The sequence below is a fragment of the Streptomyces sp. NPDC006368 genome (assembly GCF_040612535.1).
In the GTDB taxonomy this organism is placed as follows: domain Bacteria; phylum Actinomycetota; class Actinomycetes; order Streptomycetales; family Streptomycetaceae; genus Streptomyces.
The window spans coordinates 69,489-89,725 of the sequence record NZ_JBEXQK010000025.1 but is presented as its reverse complement, the minus strand read 5'-3'; the positions used below and the strand labels follow the sequence as shown (position 1 = coordinate 89,725).

The 20,237-nt window shown below is 71.7% G+C and carries 15 protein-coding genes; 10 read left to right on the top strand and 5 right to left on the bottom strand.

Translation table 11 applies throughout. The features are described 5' to 3' along the window. Positions 1 to 503 precede the first annotated feature (503 nt). The gene (locus ABZZ38_RS19555) at positions 504 to 992 is read right to left on the bottom strand and encodes a ribose-5-phosphate isomerase (RefSeq protein ID WP_356741318.1); all 489 of its coding nucleotides are present in this window, start codon (positions 990 to 992) and stop codon (positions 504 to 506) included. Between the two features lie 149 nt (positions 993 to 1,141). On the opposite strand from ABZZ38_RS19555, the gene ABZZ38_RS19550 reads away from it, so the two are divergent. Both ABZZ38_RS19550 and ABZZ38_RS19545 read left to right on the top strand, forming a co-directional pair. Further along, positions 1,142 to 2,575, top strand: coding sequence for an amino acid permease (locus ABZZ38_RS19550; RefSeq protein ID WP_356741316.1), 1,434 nt, complete (start codon positions 1,142 to 1,144; stop codon positions 2,573 to 2,575). 78 nt (positions 2,576 to 2,653) lie between these two features. Further along, positions 2,654 to 3,988 carry an FAD-binding oxidoreductase gene (locus tag ABZZ38_RS19545; protein ID WP_356741314.1) on the top strand — a complete coding sequence of 445 codons (1,335 nt, stop codon included), beginning with the start codon at positions 2,654 to 2,656 and terminating at the stop codon, positions 3,986 to 3,988. Here the strand turns inward: ABZZ38_RS19545 and ABZZ38_RS19540 are convergent. Then, positions 3,969 to 4,553 carry a biotin transporter BioY gene (locus tag ABZZ38_RS19540; RefSeq protein WP_356741312.1) on the bottom strand — a complete coding sequence of 195 codons (585 nt, stop codon included), beginning with the start codon at positions 4,551 to 4,553 and terminating at the stop codon, positions 3,969 to 3,971. The genes ABZZ38_RS19545 and ABZZ38_RS19540 overlap by 20 nt on opposite strands. A gap of 273 nt (positions 4,554 to 4,826) precedes the next feature. Here ABZZ38_RS19540 and ABZZ38_RS19535 point away from each other — a divergent pair, with 273 nt between their 5' ends. From ABZZ38_RS19535 to ABZZ38_RS19520, 4 genes are all read left to right on the top strand, one after another. Continuing rightward, complete coding sequence (locus tag ABZZ38_RS19535) at positions 4,827 to 6,227, top strand: amino acid permease (protein ID WP_356741309.1); 1,401 nt, start codon at positions 4,827 to 4,829, stop codon at positions 6,225 to 6,227. A 131-nt stretch (positions 6,228 to 6,358) separates the two neighbouring features. Next, a complete protein-coding gene (locus tag ABZZ38_RS19530) occupies positions 6,359 to 7,813 on the top strand; it encodes an amino acid permease (RefSeq protein ID WP_356741307.1) in 1,455 nt (484 codons plus the stop codon). 137 nt (positions 7,814 to 7,950) lie between these two features. Then, the gene (locus ABZZ38_RS19525) at positions 7,951 to 9,039 is read left to right on the top strand and encodes a glycerophosphodiester phosphodiesterase family protein (RefSeq protein WP_356741305.1); all 1,089 of its coding nucleotides are present in this window, start codon (positions 7,951 to 7,953) and stop codon (positions 9,037 to 9,039) included. Positions 9,040 to 9,128: 89 nt separating this feature from the next. After that, positions 9,129 to 9,773 (top strand): superoxide dismutase, encoded by a 645-nt coding sequence (locus ABZZ38_RS19520; protein ID WP_356741303.1) that lies wholly within the window; start codon positions 9,129 to 9,131, stop codon positions 9,771 to 9,773. 124 nt (positions 9,774 to 9,897) lie between these two features. Here ABZZ38_RS19520 and ABZZ38_RS19515 read toward each other — a convergent pair whose 3' ends face one another. Beyond that, positions 9,898 to 10,539: a DsbA family protein gene (locus tag ABZZ38_RS19515; RefSeq protein WP_356741301.1), complete on the bottom strand. Its 642-nt coding sequence runs from the start codon at positions 10,537 to 10,539 to the stop codon at positions 9,898 to 9,900. Between the two features lie 147 nt (positions 10,540 to 10,686). Between ABZZ38_RS19515 and pepN the strand changes: the two genes are divergently transcribed. Both pepN and ABZZ38_RS19505 read left to right on the top strand, forming a co-directional pair. Further along, positions 10,687 to 13,239: an aminopeptidase N gene (pepN, locus tag ABZZ38_RS19510; RefSeq protein WP_356741298.1), complete on the top strand. Its 2,553-nt coding sequence runs from the start codon at positions 10,687 to 10,689 to the stop codon at positions 13,237 to 13,239. Between the two features lie 407 nt (positions 13,240 to 13,646). After that, positions 13,647 to 14,639 (top strand): hypothetical protein, encoded by a 993-nt coding sequence (locus ABZZ38_RS19505; protein ID WP_356741295.1) that lies wholly within the window; start codon positions 13,647 to 13,649, stop codon positions 14,637 to 14,639. Positions 14,640 to 14,645: 6 nt separating this feature from the next. On the opposite strand, the gene ABZZ38_RS19500 is transcribed toward ABZZ38_RS19505, so the two are convergent. Both ABZZ38_RS19500 and ABZZ38_RS19495 read right to left on the bottom strand, forming a co-directional pair. Beyond that, positions 14,646 to 15,533: a pyridoxamine 5'-phosphate oxidase family protein gene (locus ABZZ38_RS19500; protein ID WP_356741293.1), complete on the bottom strand. Its 888-nt coding sequence runs from the start codon at positions 15,531 to 15,533 to the stop codon at positions 14,646 to 14,648. A 12-nt stretch (positions 15,534 to 15,545) separates the two neighbouring features. Further along, the gene (locus tag ABZZ38_RS19495) at positions 15,546 to 16,007 is read right to left on the bottom strand and encodes a VOC family protein (protein ID WP_356741291.1); all 462 of its coding nucleotides are present in this window, start codon (positions 16,005 to 16,007) and stop codon (positions 15,546 to 15,548) included. A 128-nt stretch (positions 16,008 to 16,135) separates the two neighbouring features. Here ABZZ38_RS19495 and ABZZ38_RS19490 point away from each other — a divergent pair, with 128 nt between their 5' ends. Together ABZZ38_RS19490 and ABZZ38_RS19485 are read left to right on the top strand one after the other, a co-directional pair. Beyond that, a complete protein-coding gene (locus ABZZ38_RS19490) occupies positions 16,136 to 16,690 on the top strand; it encodes a CGNR zinc finger domain-containing protein (RefSeq protein WP_356741289.1) in 555 nt (184 codons plus the stop codon). Positions 16,691 to 16,898: 208 nt separating this feature from the next. Next, positions 16,899 to 20,216, top strand: a complete 3,318-nt coding sequence (locus ABZZ38_RS19485) for a S8 family serine peptidase (protein WP_356741287.1) — start codon at positions 16,899 to 16,901, stop codon at positions 20,214 to 20,216. Positions 20,217 to 20,237 lie beyond the last annotated feature (21 nt).

Below are 20,237 nucleotides of genomic sequence, written 5' to 3'. Positions count from 1 at the left end.
ACGATGTTAGTGTTTTTCAGAGGTTGGATATTCCTATGGGGGGGGGGGGTGTTTGTTTGGCCTTTGGGGATTGTTTCCCCGTTGGTGGGGGGGGGGGGGCCTCCCCCCCCCGCCCCGCCCCTTTCCGAAACCGGGGGCTCCGCCCCCGTCCCCCCGTACTGGTGGGGACGGATTCGTGGGGGCTGACGCCCCATCGGACGCGGCGGCTTCGCGCCGGGGGCGCGCACGCCCGCCAGGACAGCGCGCACCCGGCGTACGACATCGGGGCGGGGTCGTGCGGGATCGTCCCCGCAGCGGTTCGCCGGCCAGGACACGCATTCCATGCGAGGGGGCAAGGGCGACGGCCCCGTGGGGGCGCGCCCTCCGGTGGAGAGTCCGAGCCCGGAGGGGCCCCGCCCTCAACACCGGAGGTGGCCGCGGCTCGGGCGCCCGGGGCGCGGCAACGAACCCGGAACGCGCCCCCGACGCACGGCGCGCGGGGCGGGACGGGCGGCCCCGCGGGGTCAGTCCTGCTGGGGGTGGTGGGCCGGGATCGGCGGGAGGGCGCCGGTGGTCTCGTAGGACGAGAGCATCTCGATCCGGCGTGTGTGACGCTCCTCACCCGAGTACGGGGTGTTCAGGAAGGTCTCCACGAACTTCGTGGACTCCTCCACCGAGTGCATGCGCCCGCCGATCGCGACGACGTTCGCGTTGTTGTGCTCGCGTCCGAGCGCCGCCGTCTGCTCGCTCCAGGCCAGCGCCGCCCGCACGCCCTTGACCTTGTTCGCGGCGATCTGCTCGCCGTTGCCTGAGCCGCCGATGACGATGCCCAGGCTGTCCGGGTCGGCGGCGGTCCTCTCCGCGGCGCGGAGGCAGAACGGCGGGTAGTCGTCCTGGGCGTCGTAGATGTGGGGACCGCAGTCGACGGGCTCGTGGCCGTGGGCCTTGAGCCACTCGACGAGGTGGTTCTTGAGTTCGAAGCCGGCATGGTCGGAACCGAGGTACACGCGCATGGGTCCGAGTGTGGCACGCACGCGACGGGGCAGCTGTCAGCGGGGCCCGCGTATCACGATCCGGAATCGGGTCTTTCGGCCTCCGCGGGTCTCGGGTTTCAATGCACGGGCTCGTAACCCGAGTGCACCCCAGACGTAAGGATTCGTCCATGACGACACAGCCGACCCTGCAGAAGGAAGGCGGAATGGCCGGCGAACCCGGTACTCCGCAGTCCTCCGACGGTCTCAAGGCCGGGCTCAAGAACCGCCACCTTTCCATGATCGCCATCGGTGGAGTGATCGGCGCCGGCCTGTTCGTCGGATCCTCCGGCGGTATCGCCAAGGCCGGCCCCGCCATCCTCGTGTCCTACCTGCTCGTCGGCGCGCTGGTCGTGTTCGTGATGCGGATGCTCGGCGAGATGGCGGCCGCGAGCCCCAACTCGGGCTCCTTCTCCGCGTACGCGGACCGCGCGCTCGGCCGGTGGGCGGGCTTCTCCATCGGCTGGCTGTACTGGTTCTTCTGGGTCGTGGTGCTGGCGGTCGAGGCGACCGCGGGTGCGGTGATCCTGGAGGGCTGGATCCCGGCCGTACCGCAGTGGGCGTGGGCGCTGATCGTGATGGTGGTGCTGACGGCGACGAACCTCGCCTCGGTGTCGTCGTACGGCGAGTTCGAGTTCTGGTTCGCGGGCATCAAGGTCGTCGCCATCGGCGCCTTCGTGGTGATCGGTCTGCTGGCGGTGTTCGGGCTCCTGCCCGGCTCCGACAACCCGGGCGCGGGCTTCGCGCACCTCACGGACAGCGGCGGTTTCCTGCCGAACGGCGCGGGCGCCATCCTCACCGGCGTGCTGATGGTCGTGTTCTCCTTCATGGGCAGCGAGATCGTCACGCTGGCCGCCGGTGAGTCGGAGGACCCGCGCCGCGCGGTCACCAAGGCCACCAACAGCGTGATCTGGCGCATCGCCGTCTTCTACCTGGGCTCGATCTTCGTCGTCCTGACCCTCCTCCCCTGGAACGACAAGTCGATCGTCGAGAAGGGCTCGTACGTCGCGGCCCTGGACTCCATCGGCATCCCGCACGCCGGTCAGATCATGAACGTGATCGTGCTGACGGCCGTGCTGTCGTGCCTGAACTCGGGCCTGTACACCGCCTCCCGCATGGCGTACTCGCTGGGCGAGCGCGGGGACGCGCCGAAGGCCTTCGCCAAGGCCAACGCCAAGGGGGTGCCGACGGCGGCCATCCTGGCCTCGGTCGCGTTCGGCTTCGCCGCCGTGTACTTCAACTACGCGTTCAAGGACACGGTCTTCGACTTCCTGCTGAGCTCGTCCGGCGCGGTCGCCCTGTTCGTCTGGCTGGTGATCTGCTTCACCCAGCTGCGGATGCGCGGGATCCTGCTGCGCGAGGCGCCGGAGAAGCTGACCGTGAGGATGTGGCTCTTCCCGTACCTGACGTGGGCCACCGCCGCGATGATCACCTTCGTGCTCGTCTACATGGTCTACGACAAGGACAACCGTGAGGTCGTGCTGCTGTCGGTGCTGGTCGCCGCCATCGTGGTGAGCATCGGCGTCGTGCGCGAGCGCATGCGCAAGGCGCGTCTCGCGAGCTGACGGCAATACCTGACGGTTCCTGTCAGGTTTCGGCGAAAGGCTCTCCGTACACCCCGAGTGGACGGAGGGCCTTTTCCCATGATCACGTACCGTCCCGGCGACGCCGGGTACGACGACGAACTCGCCGGCTTCCAGACCGGTTTCGCGCTGCGGCCGGAGCTGGTGGTCGCCGCGACCGGCCCCGATGACGTGCGCCGGGCCGTCGCGTACGCCGCCGAGCGCGGCCTGCCCGTCGGCGTCCAGGCGACCGGCCACGGGCTGCCGGGGGCCACCGAGGGCGGCGTCCTGATCTCGACGCGCCGCATGGACGGCGTACGCGTCGACGCGGCGGCGCGCACCGCCCGGATCGAGGCGGGGGTGCGCTGGGGCCGGGTCGTCGAGGCGGCGGCGCCGCACGGGCTGGCGCCGCTGAACGGGTCCGCGCCGGGCGTGGGGGCCGTCTCGTACACGCTGGGTGGCGGCCTGGGCATCCTGGGCCGCACGTACGGCTACGCCGCCGACCATGTGAGGTCGCTGGAGGTGGTGACCGCCGACGGGGAGCTGCGCCGGGTCACCGAGGACAGCGAGCCCGAGCTGTACGGGGGGTTGCTCGGCGGCGGGCACACCCTGGGGCTCGTCACCGCGATGGAAACGGGCCTGGTGCCGGTGGCCCGGCTGTTCGGCGGGTCACTGATGTTCGCCGAGGAGCTGGTCGACGAGGCGGTGCGGACGTATCTGGAGTGGACCGTGGGCGCGCCGGACACGCTGACGTCGTCCCTGTGCGTGATGGTCTTCCCGGACGTCCCGTTCGTACCGGAGCGGCTGCGCGGCCGGTACACGGCGTCGATCCGGGTCGCGTACACGGGAAGCGCGGCGGAGGGCGAGCGGCTGGTGGCGCCGTTGCGGGCGGTCGGCGCGGCCGTGGCCGACTCGCTGCGGGAGATGCCGTACACCGGGTCGGCGACGATTCACAGCGACCCGGAGCAGCCGCACGCGTACTACGGGGACAGCCTGATGGTGCGTGAGCTGTCCGTCACGGACGCGCGGCGGCTGCTGGCGCTGACGGGGCCCGAGTCGCCGGTGTGGACGGTGACACAGGTCAGGCACCTGGGCGGGGCGCTGGCCCGGCACCGTCCGAACACGGTGCCGCACCGTGACGCGCGCTTCCTGGTGCAGGTGCTGTCGGGACTGGACGGCACGGACGTACGGGCCGTACGGGCGCGGTACGAGGAGGTGTTCGCGGGGCTGGCGCCGGTGGCGCTGGGGCGCTCGCTCAACTTCTGCTTCGCCGCCGGGGACCGTACGGAGGGGTGGTACGACGCCGCAACGGCGGAGAGGCTCGCCCGGGTCAAGGAGCGGTACGACCCGGCGAACCTCTTCCGTCGGCGCCATGACGTCGGCGGGGGCTGGAACGTCAGCCCTTCCGGCCGATGACCTTCCACGTCGTGGGCAGCGCGCCCATCGCCAGCGCCGCCTTCAGCGCGTCACCGATCAGGAACGGCGTCAGGCCCGCGGCCACGGCCTGCGACAGCGTCATGCCGGTGGCGAGCGCCAGGTACGGCACGCCGACCGCGTAGATGATCAGGGAGCCGACCACCATCGTGCCCGCCATGCGCGGCACGGAGCGGTCGGCGCCGCGGCGGGCGAGGGCGCCGACGACGGTCGCGGCGAGGAGCATGCCGAGGATGTAGCCGAAGGACGGCATGGCGTACCCGGAGGTCGCCTGCGCGAACCACGGCACACCGGCCATGCCGGCCAGCGCGTACAGCGCGAGGGAGAGGAATCCGCGGCGGGCGCCGAGGGCGGTGCCGACGAGGAGGGCGGCGAAGGTCTGGCCGGAGACGGGGACCGGCGAGCCCGGGACGGGCACGGCTATCTGGGCGGCGATGCCCGTGAGCGCGGCGCCGCCGATGACGAGCGCGATGTCGCGGGTGCGGCTCGCGGGCAGCAGGTCGGCGAGGACCGCACCTGTGCGGACGGGGGCGGTGGCAGTGCTCATCGGGGGCTCCGCGGGGTGAGGGCAGTTGAGGACAGGGTGACCGTAGCCCAGGAGTGAACGAGTGATCACCGTCAGCCGATGACAAAGCGCCGGTCGGACGTTTGGTGGAGATCACACAAAAGGCGGTGGCCAATCCTCCTGCGGCGTGACGCTTGTCACGAGGAGCGGGTGACAGGCCGCCCTTTTTGCGCCCGGAGGCAGGCTGCGGGGAGACTGTGGACTCCCGCCAAATCGCTGCCCCCAGCCCGAGTGACCTGCGAGAGTACGAGCGCCATGCACCACGACGCCCCTCCGGCCGCCCCGTCGGCCCCCCTGGCCACGGAGCCCGAGCCGCTCTCGCACGGGCTCAAGCAGCGGCACCTGACGATGCTCGGTCTGGGCGGGGTGATCGGCGCCGGGCTGTTCGTCGGCTCGGGCGCCGGGATCGCGGTCGCGGGGCCGGGCATCGTGCTGTCGTATCTGATCGCGGGTGCGCTCGCGATGCTGATCATGCGGATGCTGGGCGAGATGTCGGCGGCGATGCCCGCGTCGGGCGCCTTCTCGGTGCACGCGGAGCGGGCGCTGGGGCGCTGGGCCGGGTTCTCCGTCGGCTGGCTGTACTGGTTCCTGCTGGTCGTCGTGTTGGCGGTGGAGGCGACGGGCGCGGCGCGGATCGCGAACGGGTGGGTGCCGGGCGTGCCGCAGTGGGCCTGGGTGCTGGTGTTCATGGTGGTGTTCACCGCCGCCAACCTGGCCGCCGTGAAGAACTTCGGCGAGTTCGAGTTCTGGTTCGCCGCGCTGAAGGTCGGCGCGATCGTCCTGTTCCTGGCGCTGGGCGTGGCGGCGATCGCCGGGTGGCTGCCCGGCACGGCTCCGGTGGGGATGGCGAACCTGACCGGGCGGGGCGGGTTCCTGCCGGCCGGCTGGGACGGGGTCGTCTCGGGGGTCCTGGCGGTGGTCTTCGCCTTCGGTGGCCTGGAAGTGGTGACGATCGCCGCCGCCGAGTCGGCGGACCCGGCGCGCAACGTGGCCCGCGCGGTACGCAGCGCCGTGTGGCGCATCCTCTTCTTCTATGTCGGCTCGATGCTGGTCATCGTGACGCTGCTGCCGTGGACGTCGATGCGGCCGGGAACGAGCCCCTATGTGGCCGTGCTGGACGCGATCGGGGTGCCGGGCGCCGGTCAGATCATGAACGTGGTCGTCTTCGTGGCGCTGCTGTCGGCGCTCAACGCCAACCTGTACGGGTCGTCGCGGATGGTGTTCTCGCTGGCGGAGCGGGGCGAGGCGCCGAAGGGGCTGCTGAAGGTGTCGGGCGGTGGGGTGCCGTGGCGGGCGGTGCTGGCGTCGGTGGCGTTCGGGTTCTTCTCCGTACTGCTCAATCTGAAGTGGCCGGATTCCGTCTTCCTCTACATGCTCAACGCGGTCGGCGCGGTGCTGCTGTTCGTCTGGGGCCTGATCGCGGTGTCGCAGTTGCGGCTGCGGCGGCGCATCGAGCGGGAGGCCCCGGAGAAGCTGACGCTGCGCATGTGGGGCTTCCCCTGGCTGACCTGGGCGGCACTGGCCGCGATGGCGGCGGTGCTGGTGCTGATGGTGGCCGACGACGGGACGCGGCCGCAGGTGCTGTGGTCGGGCGCGGCGACGGCGGCCGTGCTCACCGTGGCGGGGGCCCGGGAGTGGCGTGTGCGCCGGATGTGATGGAGTTGTGTTCATTCCTTCACATTGTGTGAGCACGGTGTCCGTATAGCGGTCAGTTGTTCCCAGTGAGCGTGACACCCCCACAGACTGTGGGCCGCACCCCCGTCTCAGCTACTGAACAGGGCACGCCCATGTCTCGGACCCCCGCGCCCGCATCCGCGGAGCCGGTCACCGTCGGTACCCCCGAACCCATCGCCGACGCGCCCCTCTCGCACGGACTCAAACAGCGCCACCTGTCGATGATCGCCCTCGGCGGCGTCATCGGCGCCGGGCTGTTCGTCGGCTCCGGCACCGCCATCGCGGCCGCCGGCCCGTCGATCATCCTCGCGTACGCGCTGTCCGGCGCGCTCGTCATGCTCGTCATGCGCATGCTGGGCGAGATGTCCGCCGCCACCCCGGCCTCCGGCACCTTCTCGGTGCACGCCGAGCGGGCCATCGGCCCGTGGGCGGGCTTCACCGCCGGCTGGTCGTTCTGGTTCCTGCTCTGCGTGGCCGTCGGCCTGGAGGGCATGGGCGCCGCCAAGATCATGACCGGCTGGCTGCCCGGCACGCCCGAGTGGGCGTGGGTGGCCCTCTTCATGGTGGTGTTCTGCGGCACGAACCTGGCCGCCGTGAAGAACTTCGGCGAGTTCGAGTTCTGGTTCGCCACCCTCAAGGTCGGCGCGATCGTCCTCTTCCTGGGCATCGGCGTCCTCGCCATCGTGGGTGCCCTGCCCGGCACGGACGCCCCCGGCACCACCCACCTCACCGGCCACGGCGGATTCATGCCGAACGGCTCCGAGGGCCTGATCGTCGGTCTGCTCGCCTCCGTCTTCGCGTACGGCGGTCTGGAGACGGTCACGATCGCCGCCGCCGAGTCCGAGCACCCGGTGAAGGGCGTGGCCAAGGCCGTGCGCACGGCGATGTGGCGCATCGCGATCTTCTACGTCGGCTCGATGGCCGTCGTGGTCACGCTGCTGCCCTGGACCCACGAGTCGGTCGCCACCAAGGGCCCGTACGTGGCCACGCTCGACTTCCTGGGCATCCCCGCCGCCGGCCAGATCATGAACGTGGTCGTGCTCATCGCCCTGCTCTCCGCGATGAACGCCAACATCTACGCCGCTTCCCGCATGTCCTGCTCCCTGGTGGCCCGCCGCCAGGGCCCGAAGCTGCTCGGCAGGATCTCGGGCGGGGTACCGCGCATCGCGGTCGTGACGTCGTCCGCCTTCGGCTTCGTGTGCGTGCTGCTCAGCTACTGGCGGCCCGACGACCTCTTCGCGTGGCTGCTCAACATGATCGGCGCGATCATCCTGGTCGTCTGGATCTTCATCGCCGTCTCGCAGCTGCTGCTGCGCCGCCGACTGGAGCGTGAGGCGCCGGAGAAGCTGGTCGTGAAGATGTGGCTCTACCCGTACCTGACCTGGGTGGCGCTGGCCGGCATGGCGGTGGTGTTCGTGCTGATGGCCCGCGAGGCCGACACGCGACTGCAGCTGTACTACACGGGCGGGCTGACGATCGCGCTCGCCGTGATCGGCGTCATCGTGCAGAAGGTGCGCAAGGAGCGGGAGGAGCCGTCGGAGGCTCCGGCGGTCACCGAGAAGGCCTGACCCGGTTCCGCTCACAGGGAGGGTCCCGGCGCGTCGCGCGCCGGGGCCCTCCCGTGTGCGGTACGGGAGGTGAAAACCGGCCGCACAGGGCGTGAACCGTCCGGCCCGCGCCGCCCGCCCGCCTACCGTCCGGCTCCATGAGACGTCGCTCGGTACTCCTCGCGGCGGGCGCAACCGCCGCCGCCCTGTCCCCCTCCCCCGCCCTCTCCGCAGGCCGCGCGGTGTCGGCCGCCCCCGCGGTGGCCGCCGGCCGGCCCGCCGCCGGGCCGCTCGTGATCGGTCACCGCGGCGCCGCCGGCTGGCGCCCCGAACACACCGCCTCCTCCTACACCTTCGCCGTCCAGTGCGGCGCCGACTGGATCGAGCCCGACCTGGTCGCCACCCGCGACCACCGCCTCGTCGTCCGGCACGAGAACGAGATCTCGGCCACCACCGATGTCGCCCGCCGCGCCGAGTTCGCGGCCCGCCGCACCACGAAGACCGTCGACGGCCGTACGGTGACGGGCTGGTTCACCGAGGACTTCACCCTCGCCGAGCTCAGGACACTGCGGGCGGTCGAGCGGCTCCCCCTCCTACGGAACCGGAACACCGTCTTCGACGGGCGCGAGCAGGTGCTGACCTTCGAGGAGGTGGTGGACCTCGCACGGGCGCTGGCGCGGCGCCATGGCCGGACCGTCGCCGTCTTCCCCGAGACCAAGCACCCCACCTACTTCCGCTCCCTCGGCCTGCCGCTGGAGCCGCTCCTCGCCGCCGCCGTACGCCGGACCCGCCTCGGGCCCCGCGAGTGCGTCATCCAGTCCTTCGAACCGTCCAGCCTGCTGCGCCTCGCCGAGGAGGGCCTGCGCGTCCCGCTGTGGCAGGCCCTGGGCACCAGCGGCGGCCCGTACGGCCACCCCGCCACGTACCGGGACATGATGACGCCCGCCGGGCTGCGCGCCATCGCGGCGTACGCCCGGTGGATCGGCCCCGACAAGTCGCTCCTGGAACCGCCCTCGCCGCTGCTCCGGGACGCCCACGCGGCCGGGCTGAGGGTCGGGGCGTACACCTTCCGCGCCGAGAACCGCCACCTGCCCGCCGACCTGCGGCGCGGCGACGACCCGGACGACTTCGGCGACGCGCTGACCGAGTACGCGCGGCATTACGCGCTCGGCGTCGACGCGGTGGTGACGGACTTCCCCGACCTGGCGGTGGCGGCGCGGGACGCGCCCGCCACGCCCGGGACCTAGGACGAAGGGCTGATCAACTTCCGGGCCTTCCTGCTGCTAGCCTGCACTTGCATAGGATGTGCAATAAGCAGCAGTCGGAGGGCTCGGACATGGCTATCTACACACTTCCTGAACTTCCGTACGACTACACGGAGCTCGAGCCGGTCATCAATCCGCAGATCATCGAGCTGCACCACGACAAGCACCACGCCGCCTACGTCAAGGGCGCGAACGACACCCTGGAGCAGCTGGAAGAGGCCCGCGACAAGGAGCAGTGGGGCTCGATCAACGGCCTGGAGAAGAACCTCGCCTTCCACCTCTCCGGCCACATCCTGCACTCCATCTACTGGCACAACATGACCGGTACGAAGAACGGCGGCGGTGGCGAGCCGCTGGCGGCGGACGGTGTCGGTGAGCTCGCGGACGCGATCGCCGAGTCCTTCGGGTCCTTCGCCAAGTTCCGGACGCAGCTGTCCAAGGCCGCCGCGACCACGCAGGGCTCGGGGTGGGGCGTGCTGGCGTACGAGCCGGTCAGCGGCCGGCTGATCGTCGAGCAGGTCTACGACCACCAGGGCAACGTCGGCCAGGGGTCCGTGCCCATCCTGGTCTTCGACGCCTGGGAGCACGCCTTCTACCTGCAGTACAAGAACCAGAAGGTCGACTTCATCGAGGCCATGTGGCAGGTCGTCAACTGGCAGGACGTGGCGAAGCGGTACGCGCAGGCCAAGGAGCGCACGCCGCTGATCGCCCCCTGACCCGACCGATGTGAGACGCCCTGCTCGTGATCGTCTTCTCAACCTTCACCGGGCAGGCGGATGGAAGGACGGCCCCCGCGAGGACAGGACTCGCGGGGGCCGTCTTCGGTGTGGCGGGCCGTGCCTAGAGGTTGCTGAAGTCCGGGCCCTGGGTGCGGGTCCGCTTGATCTCGTAGAAGCCGGGGATCGACGCCACCATCAGCGTGCCGTCCCACAGGCGGGCCGCTTCCTCGCCCTTGGGGGCCGGGGTGACGACCGGGCCGAAGAAGGCGACCTGCCCGCCGTCCGCGCCCGGTACCGCGATGACCGGCGTGCCGACCTCCTGGCCGACCTTCTCGATGCCCTCGTTGTGCGAGGCGCGCAGCTCCGCGTCGTAGGTGTCCTTGTCGGCGTACTCGATGAGGGACGCGGGCAGGCCGACGTCCTCCAGGGCCTCGACGACGGTCGCGTGGGACAGGGCCTCGCCCTTGTTGTGGAGCCGGGTGCCGAGCGCGGTGTACAGCTTGCCGACGACCTCGTCCCCGTGCAGCTGCTGGGCGGCGATGACGACGCGGACGGGGCCCCAGGCCGTGGTCGCCAGCATCTCCCGGAGCTCCTCGGGCACCGAGTCCAGCTTGTCCTCGTTGAGGACGGCCAGGCTCATCACATGCCAGCGCACGTCCACGGGCCGGACCTTCTCGACCTCCAGCATCCAGCGCGAGGTCATCCACGCCCACGGGCACAGCGGGTCGAACCAGAAGTCGGCGGTGATCCTGCTCTCGGACATGTCTCTCCTCTTGGCGCTGGCCATGGCGGCGGTGATGGGGCCTCGACCTGGCAACGCGGCCGGCCCGCCGATCCATTCCCGCCTGCCCGTTGTCAGCGGCGCGTGGGAGGATCGCTGCTGTCAGAACGAGCCCCGAAGGAGTAGCCCGTGCCCGGTGAGAATCTGTCCCGCGACGAGGCCCGCGCGCGTGCCGAACTGCTGTCCGTCGACGGGTACGAGGTCGCGCTCGACCTGCGGTCCGCCGTCGGGGAGGTCGAGGCCGGGCGGCCTCGGACGTTCCGGTCGGTGACGACGATCCGGTTCCGCTGTTCCGCGCCGGGTTCCGCCACGTTCGTCGACCTGATCGCCCCGGCGGTGGACGCGGTGACGCTGAACGGCCGCGAGCTGGACCCGGCCGCCGTCTTCGACGGCTCGCGGATCGCGCTGGACGGGCTGGCCGCCGAGAACACCCTGGTGGTGGACGCGCGGTGCGCGTACAGCCGGACCGGCGAGGGCATGCACCGGTTCGTCGACCCGGAGGACGGCGAGGTCTACCTCTACACGCAGTACGAACCGGCCGACGCGCGGCGGGTGTTCGCCAACTTCGAACAGCCCGATCTGAAGGCCCCGTACCGTTTCGAGGTGACGGCGCCCGAGGGCTGGACGGTGTGGAGCAACGGCGTGGAGGAGTCCCGCGAGGGCGGGGTGTGGCGGTTCGCCGAGACGGCGCCGATCTCCACGTACATCACCTGTGTCGTGGCCGGCCCGTACCACTACGTGACCGACACCTACCGGCGGGGCGATCTGGAGATCCCGCTCGGCGCGATGTGCCGCAAGGGGCTGGCGAAGCACTTCGACGCGGACGACGTCTTCCTGATCACCAAGCAGGGCTTCGACTTCTTCCACGACAACTTCGACTACCCGTACCCCTTCGGGAAGTACGACCAGGCCTTCGTGCCCGAGTACAACCTCGGCGCCATGGAGAACCCGGGCATGGTGACCTTCCGCGAGGAGTACATCTACCGCGGCAAGGTGACGCGGGCGGCGTACGAGCGGCGGGCGAACGTCATCCTGCACGAGATGGCGCACATGTGGTTCGGCGACCTGGTCACCATGCGGTGGTGGGACGACCTGTGGCTGAAGGAGTCCTTCGCGGACTTCATGGGTTCCTTCTCGCTGGCGGAGGCCACCCGCTTCACCAACAGCTGGGTGACCTTCGCCAACAACCGCAAGGCCTGGGCCTACCGCGCGGACCAGCTGCCGTCGACACACCCGATCACGGCCGACATCCGTGACCTGGAGGACGCCAAGCTGAACTTCGACGGGATCACCTACGCCAAGGGCGCGGCCGTGCTCAAGCAGCTGGTGGCCTACGCGGGGCGCGAGGCGTTCCTGGAGGGCGCCAGGCGGTACTTCAAGCGGCACGCGTACGGCAACACCCGCCTGGGTGACCTGCTGTCGGTCCTGGAGGAGACGTCCGGGCGGGACATGACGGCGTGGGCGCGGTCCTGGCTCCAGACCTCGGGCGTCAACGCGCTGACCCCGACCGTGACGTACGGCGCGGACGGCCGTGTCGCCGAGCTGGCGGTGGACCAGGACGGCGCCGAGCTGCGCCCGCACCGCGCGGCCGTGGGCCTGTACCGGATGGAGGGCGGCGAGCTCGTGCGGTACGCCCGCGCGGAGGTGGACATCACCGGTGAGCGGACGGTGGTGGCCGAGCTGGCGGGCGCGGAGCGGCCGGAGCTCGTGCTCGTCAACGACGACGACCTCACGTACTGCAAGATCCGGTTCGACGACGGTTCGCTCGCGACGCTGCGGGCGCACCTGGGCGACCTCACCGATCCGCTGGCGCGGGCGCTGTGCTGGTCGGCGCTGTGGAACCTCACCCGGGACGCGCTGCTGCCGGCGCGGGACTTCATCCGGCTGGTGCTGGACTTCGCGGGACGCGAGTCGGACATCGGTGTGCTGCAGATGCTGCACGCGTGGGCACAGGCGGCGCTGACTCACTACGCGGCACCCGCCTGGCGCGAGCGGGGCGGCCGGCTGCTGGCGGAGGGCGCGCTGCGGGAACTGCGGGCGGCGGAGCCGGGCAGCGAGCACCAGCTGACCTGGGCGCGGTTCTTCGCGGCGACGGCGACGACCGAAGCGGACTTCACGCTCCTGGAGGAGCTGCTGGAGGGTTCGGCGAAGATCGACGGGCTGGACGTGGACCAGGAGCTGCGCTGGTCGTTCCTCGGCCCGCTGGCCGCGCACGGCCGCGCGGACGAGACGGTGATCGGGGCGGAGCTGGCCCGCGACGACACGGCGTCCGGCAGGCGCCACCAGGTGCGGTGCCTGGCGGCCCGTCCGTCGGCGGCGGTCAAGGCGCAGGCGTGGGCGCAGGTGGTGGAGTCGGACGCGCTGTCCAACGCGCTGGTGGAGGCGACGATCGCGGGCTTCGTCCAGCCGTCGCAGCGGGAGCTGATCGCGCCGTACGCCCCGAAGTACTTCGAGGCGATCGAGCGGGTGTGGAAGGAGCGCTCCATCCAGATCGGCATGGACGTGGTGCGGGGCCTGTTCCCGTCCCTCCAGGCGGACCCCTCGACGCTGGACGCCACGGACGCCTGGCTCGCCGCCCACGAGTCGGCCGCCCCGGCCCTGCGCCGGCTGGTGATCGAGGCCCGCGACGACCTGGCCCGCGCCCTGCGCGCCCAGTCCCGTGACGCCGCCGCCGCGAGCTGACGCGGGGGAGCTGACGCGGGGGGGGGAGGAGGGGGCGCGGGGCCCGTGGGGCGCGGGTTGCCGGGGCGCGGGGCCCCGGTGGGGGTGGGCCCGCGGTGGCCGGCCGTGTGACGGCGGCAGGTCGCACCGCTCCGCGGGCCCGGGGGCTTCCCCCGGCCCGCGGGGGCGCCGGCACGCCGCCCACCCCGCGAGCCGGTCCCGGACGCAACACCCCCGCCCCCGACGGGGGTTGGAGGACCATGGAGCACCGGCGGGCCGGGGCGGGGACGTCGGCGCAGGTCCCCGGGGGTGTGCGGAAGCCCTGATCGGCAGTCGAACGCCCGTACTTTAGGACGGGGTTGTCCCGGATTGTCGACGAGCTTGTAACAGTGGTTAGCCCGTGGGCGTCCAGCGGGAAACCCCGGGGCATGACGAACACCCCGCTCTCCCCCCGTCCCCTCCCCCACCTCTCCGGTGCCCCGCGGCGTGTGCTGTCCGCCGCGCAGCTACGGGCGCACGGTGTGTCCCCCGCCGAAGCCGACGCGCAGTGCCGGGCCGGTGGGCCCTGGCAGCAGGTGCTGCCGGGGGTGTACCTGCTGCACCCCGGGCCGCCGACCAGCGAGGAGCGGCTGCACGCCGCCCTGCTCTACGCCGAGCGGCGGCCCGCCGGCGCGGGGGAGGCGATGCTCACCGGGCTGGCGGCGCTCGCGTTGTACCGGTTCCCGGCCGCGCCGCCGCTGCCCGCGCTGGACCGGATCGACGTCCTGGTGCCGCGCACCCGGCGGCTGCGGTCCACCGGGGACGTGCGCATCGTGCGTGCCCAGGGCGACCTGCCCACACCGCGAGAGGTGACGGGCGTGCCGGTGGCGCCGGTGGCCCGCGCCCTGGCGGACGCCGTCGGGCACATCGGGGACGCCCACACGGTGCGCCGGCTGCTCACCGAGGCGGTGCGCGGTGGGCACTGCGAACCGGCGGCGGTGGTCCGGGAGTTGAGCCGCGCCCGGCTGCTCACCCGGCCGCACGTCGTGGACGCCGTCGACTCGCTGCTCGCCGATGGGCGTTCGCGGGCCGAGGAGCGGCTGTACGAGATGGTGCGGACGTACGGGCTGCCCGACCCGCTGTGGAGCGTGGATCTGCGGCTGCCCGGCGGCCCGCACCTCGGCGGCGTGGACGCGTACTGGCCCGATCACGCCGTCGCCCTGGAGCTCGACACCCGCGCGCCCCGCCAGGACGACGACGCGACGTGGTCGGAGCACACCCGCAAGCGCGAGCATCTGGAGCGGCTGGGCATCACCGTCGTCCACGTCACGCCCGCGAAGCTGCGCGACGCGCTGGACCAGCAGGCGATCGTGGTGCGTACGGCCCTGATGGCGGCCGGGGACCGCGCCCCGGCCGCGTACGTCGTGGTGCTGCCCAGGTGACGCCGGTCAGCCCGCCGGGACCTCCGGATTGGCCGGTGAGTACTTCGGTGCCGACCAGCGCAGGGGGCTGGCGCCCTCGCGCTCCACGACCCGGTCGACGGTGAAGCGGACGGTGCGGCCGGCGGCGGTGAACGCGGTGCGCGCGGCGCCGGTGAGCTGGAGCGTGGTGCCGTTGGCCCAGTCGAGGAACAGCAGTCCGGCGCGGGCGTCGGTCTCCAGGTTGCCGAGGGTGAGGAACATGGCGTTGCCCTGGTAGTCGGGCCAGCTCAGCTCGGTGGGCGAGGTGACGCGTACGAAGCCGGGGTTGCCGCCCCGGTGGCTCGCGTCGGCGCCGTCGGCGGCGACGGTGGCGATGAAGAAGGTGTCCGCTCCACGGACGAACGCCGCCTGGGCGGGGGTGAGCTCTCCCCCGCGCCGCACGGCCCCGGTGGTCCGGCCGCCGTCCGGCTCGCGCAGCGCGCGCCTCTGCAGATACTTGGGGCAGTTGGAGAAGACCTGTTCGGCCGCGATCGCCAGGCCGCGCGGGCTGGGCCGCGCCACCCCGTTGAGCCGCATCCGGCGCCGGGTGCGCGGGTCGAGGGCGATCGTGCCGACGGGGGTGGACGCGCGGGCGAGCGCCGCGGCGAGCGGGTCGCCGTCCGCCGGGCCCCCGGCCACCGACACGGAGTGCGGCCCCGTCGCCCGTACGAAGCCGGGAGCGCCGGTGAGCAGCGAGCTCCAGACGCGCCCCTCCTCGTCGGCCGCGCCGATCACCAGCATGGGCTGGAGCTCCAGGAAGGCGGCGGCGACCGGGCGGATGCCGGGGCCGATGGAGCGGCCGACGTGTTCGGCGAGGTCCCGGACGCCGACGCGGGTCTGCACGGCGAGCGACCCCTCGTGGTACGGGCGGTTCATGGGCCGGACTCCCTAGAAGAAGCCGCAGGTGGGGGCGGCGGTGTGGGGTGCGGGCGCGCCGTCGGCGCCGCTCGGGGCGTAGATCTCCAGGCGGGTGCCGTCGGGGTCGTGGAAGAAGATCCCGCCGGAGGACGCGCCTTCGCCGTGGGCGACGACGCCGTCGTACGCGAAGGTGACGCCGCGTGCGGTCAGCTCCGCCTCGGCGTCCTTGACGGCGTCGATGGTGTCGACCTCGAAGGCGAGGTGGTGGAGCCCGGCGCGTTCCGGGGCGTACGGGGTGTCGGCCTGCTGCCAGAGGGTGAGGACGAGCCGGCCGTCCTGGCCGAGGAAGGCGTACCGCTCGCCGTCCTCCTTGCCCTCGCCGAGGACGTCGAAGCCGAGGACGTCGCCGTAGAAGGCGAGGGAGCGTGCGAGGTCGGTGACGTTGAGGCCGATGTGGCCGGTGCGGAGCGTGCGGATGGTCGTCGCCGTCATGGCGTACCCCTCTCGTCGGTGAGAGCACCGTGCTCTAACCTTCTAAGTGGACCTTACTGGTTAGAAAGTGGGGGTGCAACCGCTCACGTACGATTAAGGGGTTAGACCTAGTGAGGGAGAGCCACCAGATGCCCGCACCCGACCCGCGTCCACTCACCGGCGAACCGGTCTCCCTCGACCTGCTCAACACCCGCTGGAACCACGAGGGCGCGGCCCATGACCTGCTGGCCGGCACCGACGGGCTGGCCGTCTGGCTCGCGAGCAACGGACTGGCCGGCCGGTTCCGCGCCGACACCCCGACGCTGGAGCGCACCCTCGCCGCGCGCGACGCGCTCGCCGCCGTCGTCGACGCCCCCGACGACCCCGCCGCCGCCGTCCGCCTGAACGAGGTCCTCGGCCACGGCCGGATCCGCGCCGTGCTGGGCCCCGAAGGCCCCGCCGAGGAGCCGGAGTTCGCCGATCCCTCCTGGGGGCCCGGGTGGATCGCCGCCCGCGACTACCTGGATCTGCTGCGCACCGCGCCCGACCGGATCCGCGCCTGCGCCCACGAGGCGTGCGTCCTCCACTTCTTCGACACCTCACGCAACGGCACCCGGCGCTGGTGCTCGATGGCGGTGTGCGGCAACCGCGCGAAGGCGTCCCGGCATTACGCACGCGCCACCCGGACGGCGAAGGAAAGTTGAACGCTCAGCCGATGCACGGCTGAGCAGCCTGCGGAAACCGAGGAATTGACCACGTTCGTTCCCTGTGGCGCATTTCCCGCGGTGGCGGATGTACGCCATGACCCGCATCCGTCTTCAGCAACCCTCCACAAACCCTGTCCCGTACGAAAGGGTGAGCGGTCATCCGGCACCAAATACCGGACCCTCTCTTTCACATACAGGGATGCTGATGACCACCCTCGAATCCCAGAGCTCCATAACAAGGAGCTCGACCCCCGGCCCCAGACGGACGGCCCGCGTGGCCGCCGCCGCCGGCCTGGTGGCCGCCCTCGTGGCGGCCGGCACCGCCCCGGTCTTCGCCGCCGACGACCCGGCAGGCACCGCACCGGTCAAGGCATCGTCCGACAAGCTGGGTTCGCACGACGCCGACCTGCTGGCCGAGGCGCAGGCCAAGGGCGACAGGACGGTCACCGTCATGGTCGCTACCGCGCCCGGCGCGACCGAGCAGGTCGCCGCCCAACTGGACGCCGTCCAGGGCGCGTCCGTCGGCAGGACGTACGACAAGCTCGGCTACGTGCGGGCCACCCTGCCGACCGCCCGGGCCAAGGCCGCCCTCGACGCGGCGGCCGACCTGCCCAGCGTCCACGGCATCGACCTCAGGCACGAGATCGTGCTGGACGACCCGACGCCGTCCGCGGACCGGGCCGAGGGCGCGGAGGGGACCGCCACCGCAGCCGCGTACCCGCCTCCCGATGCCACGACGCCCGCGAAGAACCCGTACAACCCGTCCTTCGAGACGGGCGCGGTCGACTTCGTCGCCAAGAACCCGAAGTTCGACGGTCGCGGCGTGACCATCGGCATCATGGACTCCGGTGTCGACCTCGGCCACCCGGCCCTGCAGAAGACCACCACGGGCGAGCGCAAGATCGTCGACTGGGTGACGGCCACCGACCCGATCACCGACGGCGACGGCACCTGGCGCGCCCAGATCACCCCGGTCGACGGCCCCACCTTCACGGCCGCGAGCCGCACCTGGGCGGCGCCCGCCGGGAAGTACCAGTTCAGCCGGTTCTCCGAGGCGATCACCGCCAACGGCGACATGAAGGGCGACCTCAACCGCGACGGTGACACCACCGACGTGTGGGGTCTGCTGTACGACCCGGCCGCCGGCACCGTGCGGGTCGACCTGAACGGCAACAGCGACTTCACGGACGACGCCCCGATGAAGCCGTACAAGGACGGCCACCAGATCGGCTGGTTCGGCACGGACAACCCGGACACCGAGGTCGCCGAGCGGATCCCGTTCGTCATCGAGATCCGCAAGGACGTCCCGATGGACCCGCTGGGCGGGACCTGGGTGGGCAAGAAGGCCGACTTCGTCAACGTCGGCATCATCGAGGGTTCGCACGGCACGCACGTCGCCGGCATCACCGCCGCCCACGGTCTGTTCGGCGGCGGGATGAACGGCGCGGCGCCCGGCGCCAAGCTGGTCTCCTCGCGCGCCTGCTCCTGGAGCGGCGGCTGCACCAACGTGGCGCTCACCGAGGGCATGGCCGACCTGGTCATCAACCGTGGTGTGGACATCGTCAACATGTCCATCGGCGGTCTGCCGGCCCTCAACGACGGCAACAACGCCCGCGCCGAGCTCTACACCCGCCTCATCGACCAGTACGGCGTCCAGCTCGTCATCTCGGCGGGCAACGAGGGCCCCGGCACCAACACCATCGGCGACCCCGGTCTGGCCGACAAGGTGGTCTCCGTCGGCGCCGCGATCTCCAGGGAGACCTGGGCCGCCAACTACGGCTCCGCGGTCGAGAAGCCGTACGCGATGTTCCCCTTCTCCTCGCGCGGCCCGCGTGAGGACGGCGGCTTCGCCCCGACCATCACGGCTCCCGGCTCGGCCATCAACACCATCCAGACCTGGCTGCCCGGCGCGCCGGTCGCGGAGGCCGGTTACCGGCTGCCCGCCGGTTACGGCATGCTCCAGGGCACCTCGATGTCGTCGCCGCAGGCGGCGGGCGCGAGCGCGCTGCTGCTGTCGGCCGCCCGGCAGAAGAACATCGACCTCCCGCCGGCCGATCTGCGCACCGCGCTGACCAGCACCGCGAAGAAGATCAGCGGGGTGGCGGCGCACGAGCAGGGCTCCGGCCTGATCAACGTCGTCGGCGCCTGGAAGGCGATCCGCGAGGGCGCCACCGCGCACGAGTACACCGTCAAGGCCCCGGTCGACACCGCGATCGACTTCGCGCTCAAGACGCCCGGCTTCGGCACCGGCCTGTACGACCGCGAGGGCGGGCTGAAGGTCAAGCACCAAAAGACGTACGACGTCACCATCACCCGCACCACCGGCCCGGACCTGCCCATCCGGCACGAGCTGGACTGGAAGTACAACGACGGCACCTTCGACCTGCCCGGTCCGGGCGCCGTGGCGCTGCCGCTGAACGAGCCGGTCACGGTCAAGGTGACGGCCAAGGCGCTCTCGGCCGGTGTGCACAGCGCCATCCTGGAGGCGGACGACGTCCGCACCGAGGGTGTCGACAAGCAGATCCTCACCACGGTGGTCGCCTCGCAGGAGCTGGCCAAGCCGTCGTACACCCTCTCCGCGAGGGGCTCGGTACAGCGCAACTCCACGAAGTCCTACTTCGTGACCGTGCCCGAGGGCGCCAAGTCGCTGGAGGTCTCGCTCGGCGAGCTGAAGGAGAAGAGCCAGACCCGGTTCATCGCCATCCACCCGTACGGTGTGGCGGTCGAGGACACCGCGTCCAACGTCTGCTACCCGCACTACAACCCGGCGAACACCTGCCGCCCCGACCTGCGCTCGTACGCCGACCCGCAGCCGGGCGTCTGGGAGATCGAGGTCGAGTCGCGCCGTACGTCGCCCGACCTGGACAACCCCTACAAGCTGGGCGTGACGCTGCTGGGTGCCTCCTTCGACCCGGCCGTCAAGACCGTCCCCGAGGCGAAGGCCGGCACCCCGGCCCCCGTCGAGTGGAAGGTCACCAACGGCTTCGCCGCCCTGGACGGCACGCTGAAGGGCGGCCCGCTGGGCTCCGCCAAGGTCGCCGCCCCGACGATCGCCAACCACGAGCAGCAGACCAGCACCGTCACCATCGGTGAGGGCGTCGAGCGGCTGGACGTGGCCATCGGCAACACCTCCGACAAGGGCGCGGACCTGGACCTGTCCGTCCTCAAGGACGGCAGGCAGGTCGGCCAGTCCGCGGACGGCGACTCCGAGGAGTCCGTCTCCCTGGTCAAGCCGGCCGCCGGTACGTACACGATCGTCGTCGACGGGTACGCGGTTCCGGCCGGGTCGACCACGTACGACTACAAGGACGTGTACTTCTCGTCCGCCCTCGGCACGGTCAAGGTCGACGAGTCGAAGGCCGTGCAGCTGGCGAACGGCGCGTCCGCGCAGGTCACGGCCGAGGTGCTGGTGAACGGCGCGGCCCCGGAGGGCCGGCGGTTCTTCGGCGAGGTGTCGCTGCTGAACGCGCGCGGCACGGCCGCGGGCACCGGCAGCGTGGTGATCGAGAAGGTCACGCCGTAGCCGTACCGATACACGAGGTGA

Coding starts and splice junctions, on each gene's coding strand:
- ABZZ38_RS19535 (WP_356741309.1), top strand. CDS start 4,827: ATGCACCACGACGCCCCTCCGGCCGCCCCGTCGGCCCCCCTGGCCACG.
- ABZZ38_RS19500 (WP_356741293.1), bottom strand. CDS start 15,533: ATGAACCGCCCGTACCACGAGGGGTCGCTCGCCGTGCAGACCCGCGTC.
- ABZZ38_RS19485 (WP_356741287.1), top strand. CDS start 16,899: ATGACCACCCTCGAATCCCAGAGCTCCATAACAAGGAGCTCGACCCCC.
- ABZZ38_RS19505 (WP_356741295.1), top strand. CDS start 13,647: ATGACGAACACCCCGCTCTCCCCCCGTCCCCTCCCCCACCTCTCCGGT.
- ABZZ38_RS19520 (WP_356741303.1), top strand. CDS start 9,129: ATGGCTATCTACACACTTCCTGAACTTCCGTACGACTACACGGAGCTC.
- ABZZ38_RS19515 (WP_356741301.1), bottom strand. CDS start 10,539: ATGTCCGAGAGCAGGATCACCGCCGACTTCTGGTTCGACCCGCTGTGC.
- ABZZ38_RS19525 (WP_356741305.1), top strand. CDS start 7,951: ATGAGACGTCGCTCGGTACTCCTCGCGGCGGGCGCAACCGCCGCCGCC.
- ABZZ38_RS19550 (WP_356741316.1), top strand. CDS start 1,142: ATGACGACACAGCCGACCCTGCAGAAGGAAGGCGGAATGGCCGGCGAA.
- ABZZ38_RS19490 (WP_356741289.1), top strand. CDS start 16,136: ATGCCCGCACCCGACCCGCGTCCACTCACCGGCGAACCGGTCTCCCTC.
- ABZZ38_RS19545 (WP_356741314.1), top strand. CDS start 2,654: ATGATCACGTACCGTCCCGGCGACGCCGGGTACGACGACGAACTCGCC.
- ABZZ38_RS19495 (WP_356741291.1), bottom strand. CDS start 16,007: ATGACGGCGACGACCATCCGCACGCTCCGCACCGGCCACATCGGCCTC.
- ABZZ38_RS19530 (WP_356741307.1), top strand. CDS start 6,359: ATGTCTCGGACCCCCGCGCCCGCATCCGCGGAGCCGGTCACCGTCGGT.
- ABZZ38_RS19540 (WP_356741312.1), bottom strand. CDS start 4,553: ATGAGCACTGCCACCGCCCCCGTCCGCACAGGTGCGGTCCTCGCCGAC.
- ABZZ38_RS19555 (WP_356741318.1), bottom strand. CDS start 992: ATGCGCGTGTACCTCGGTTCCGACCATGCCGGCTTCGAACTCAAGAAC.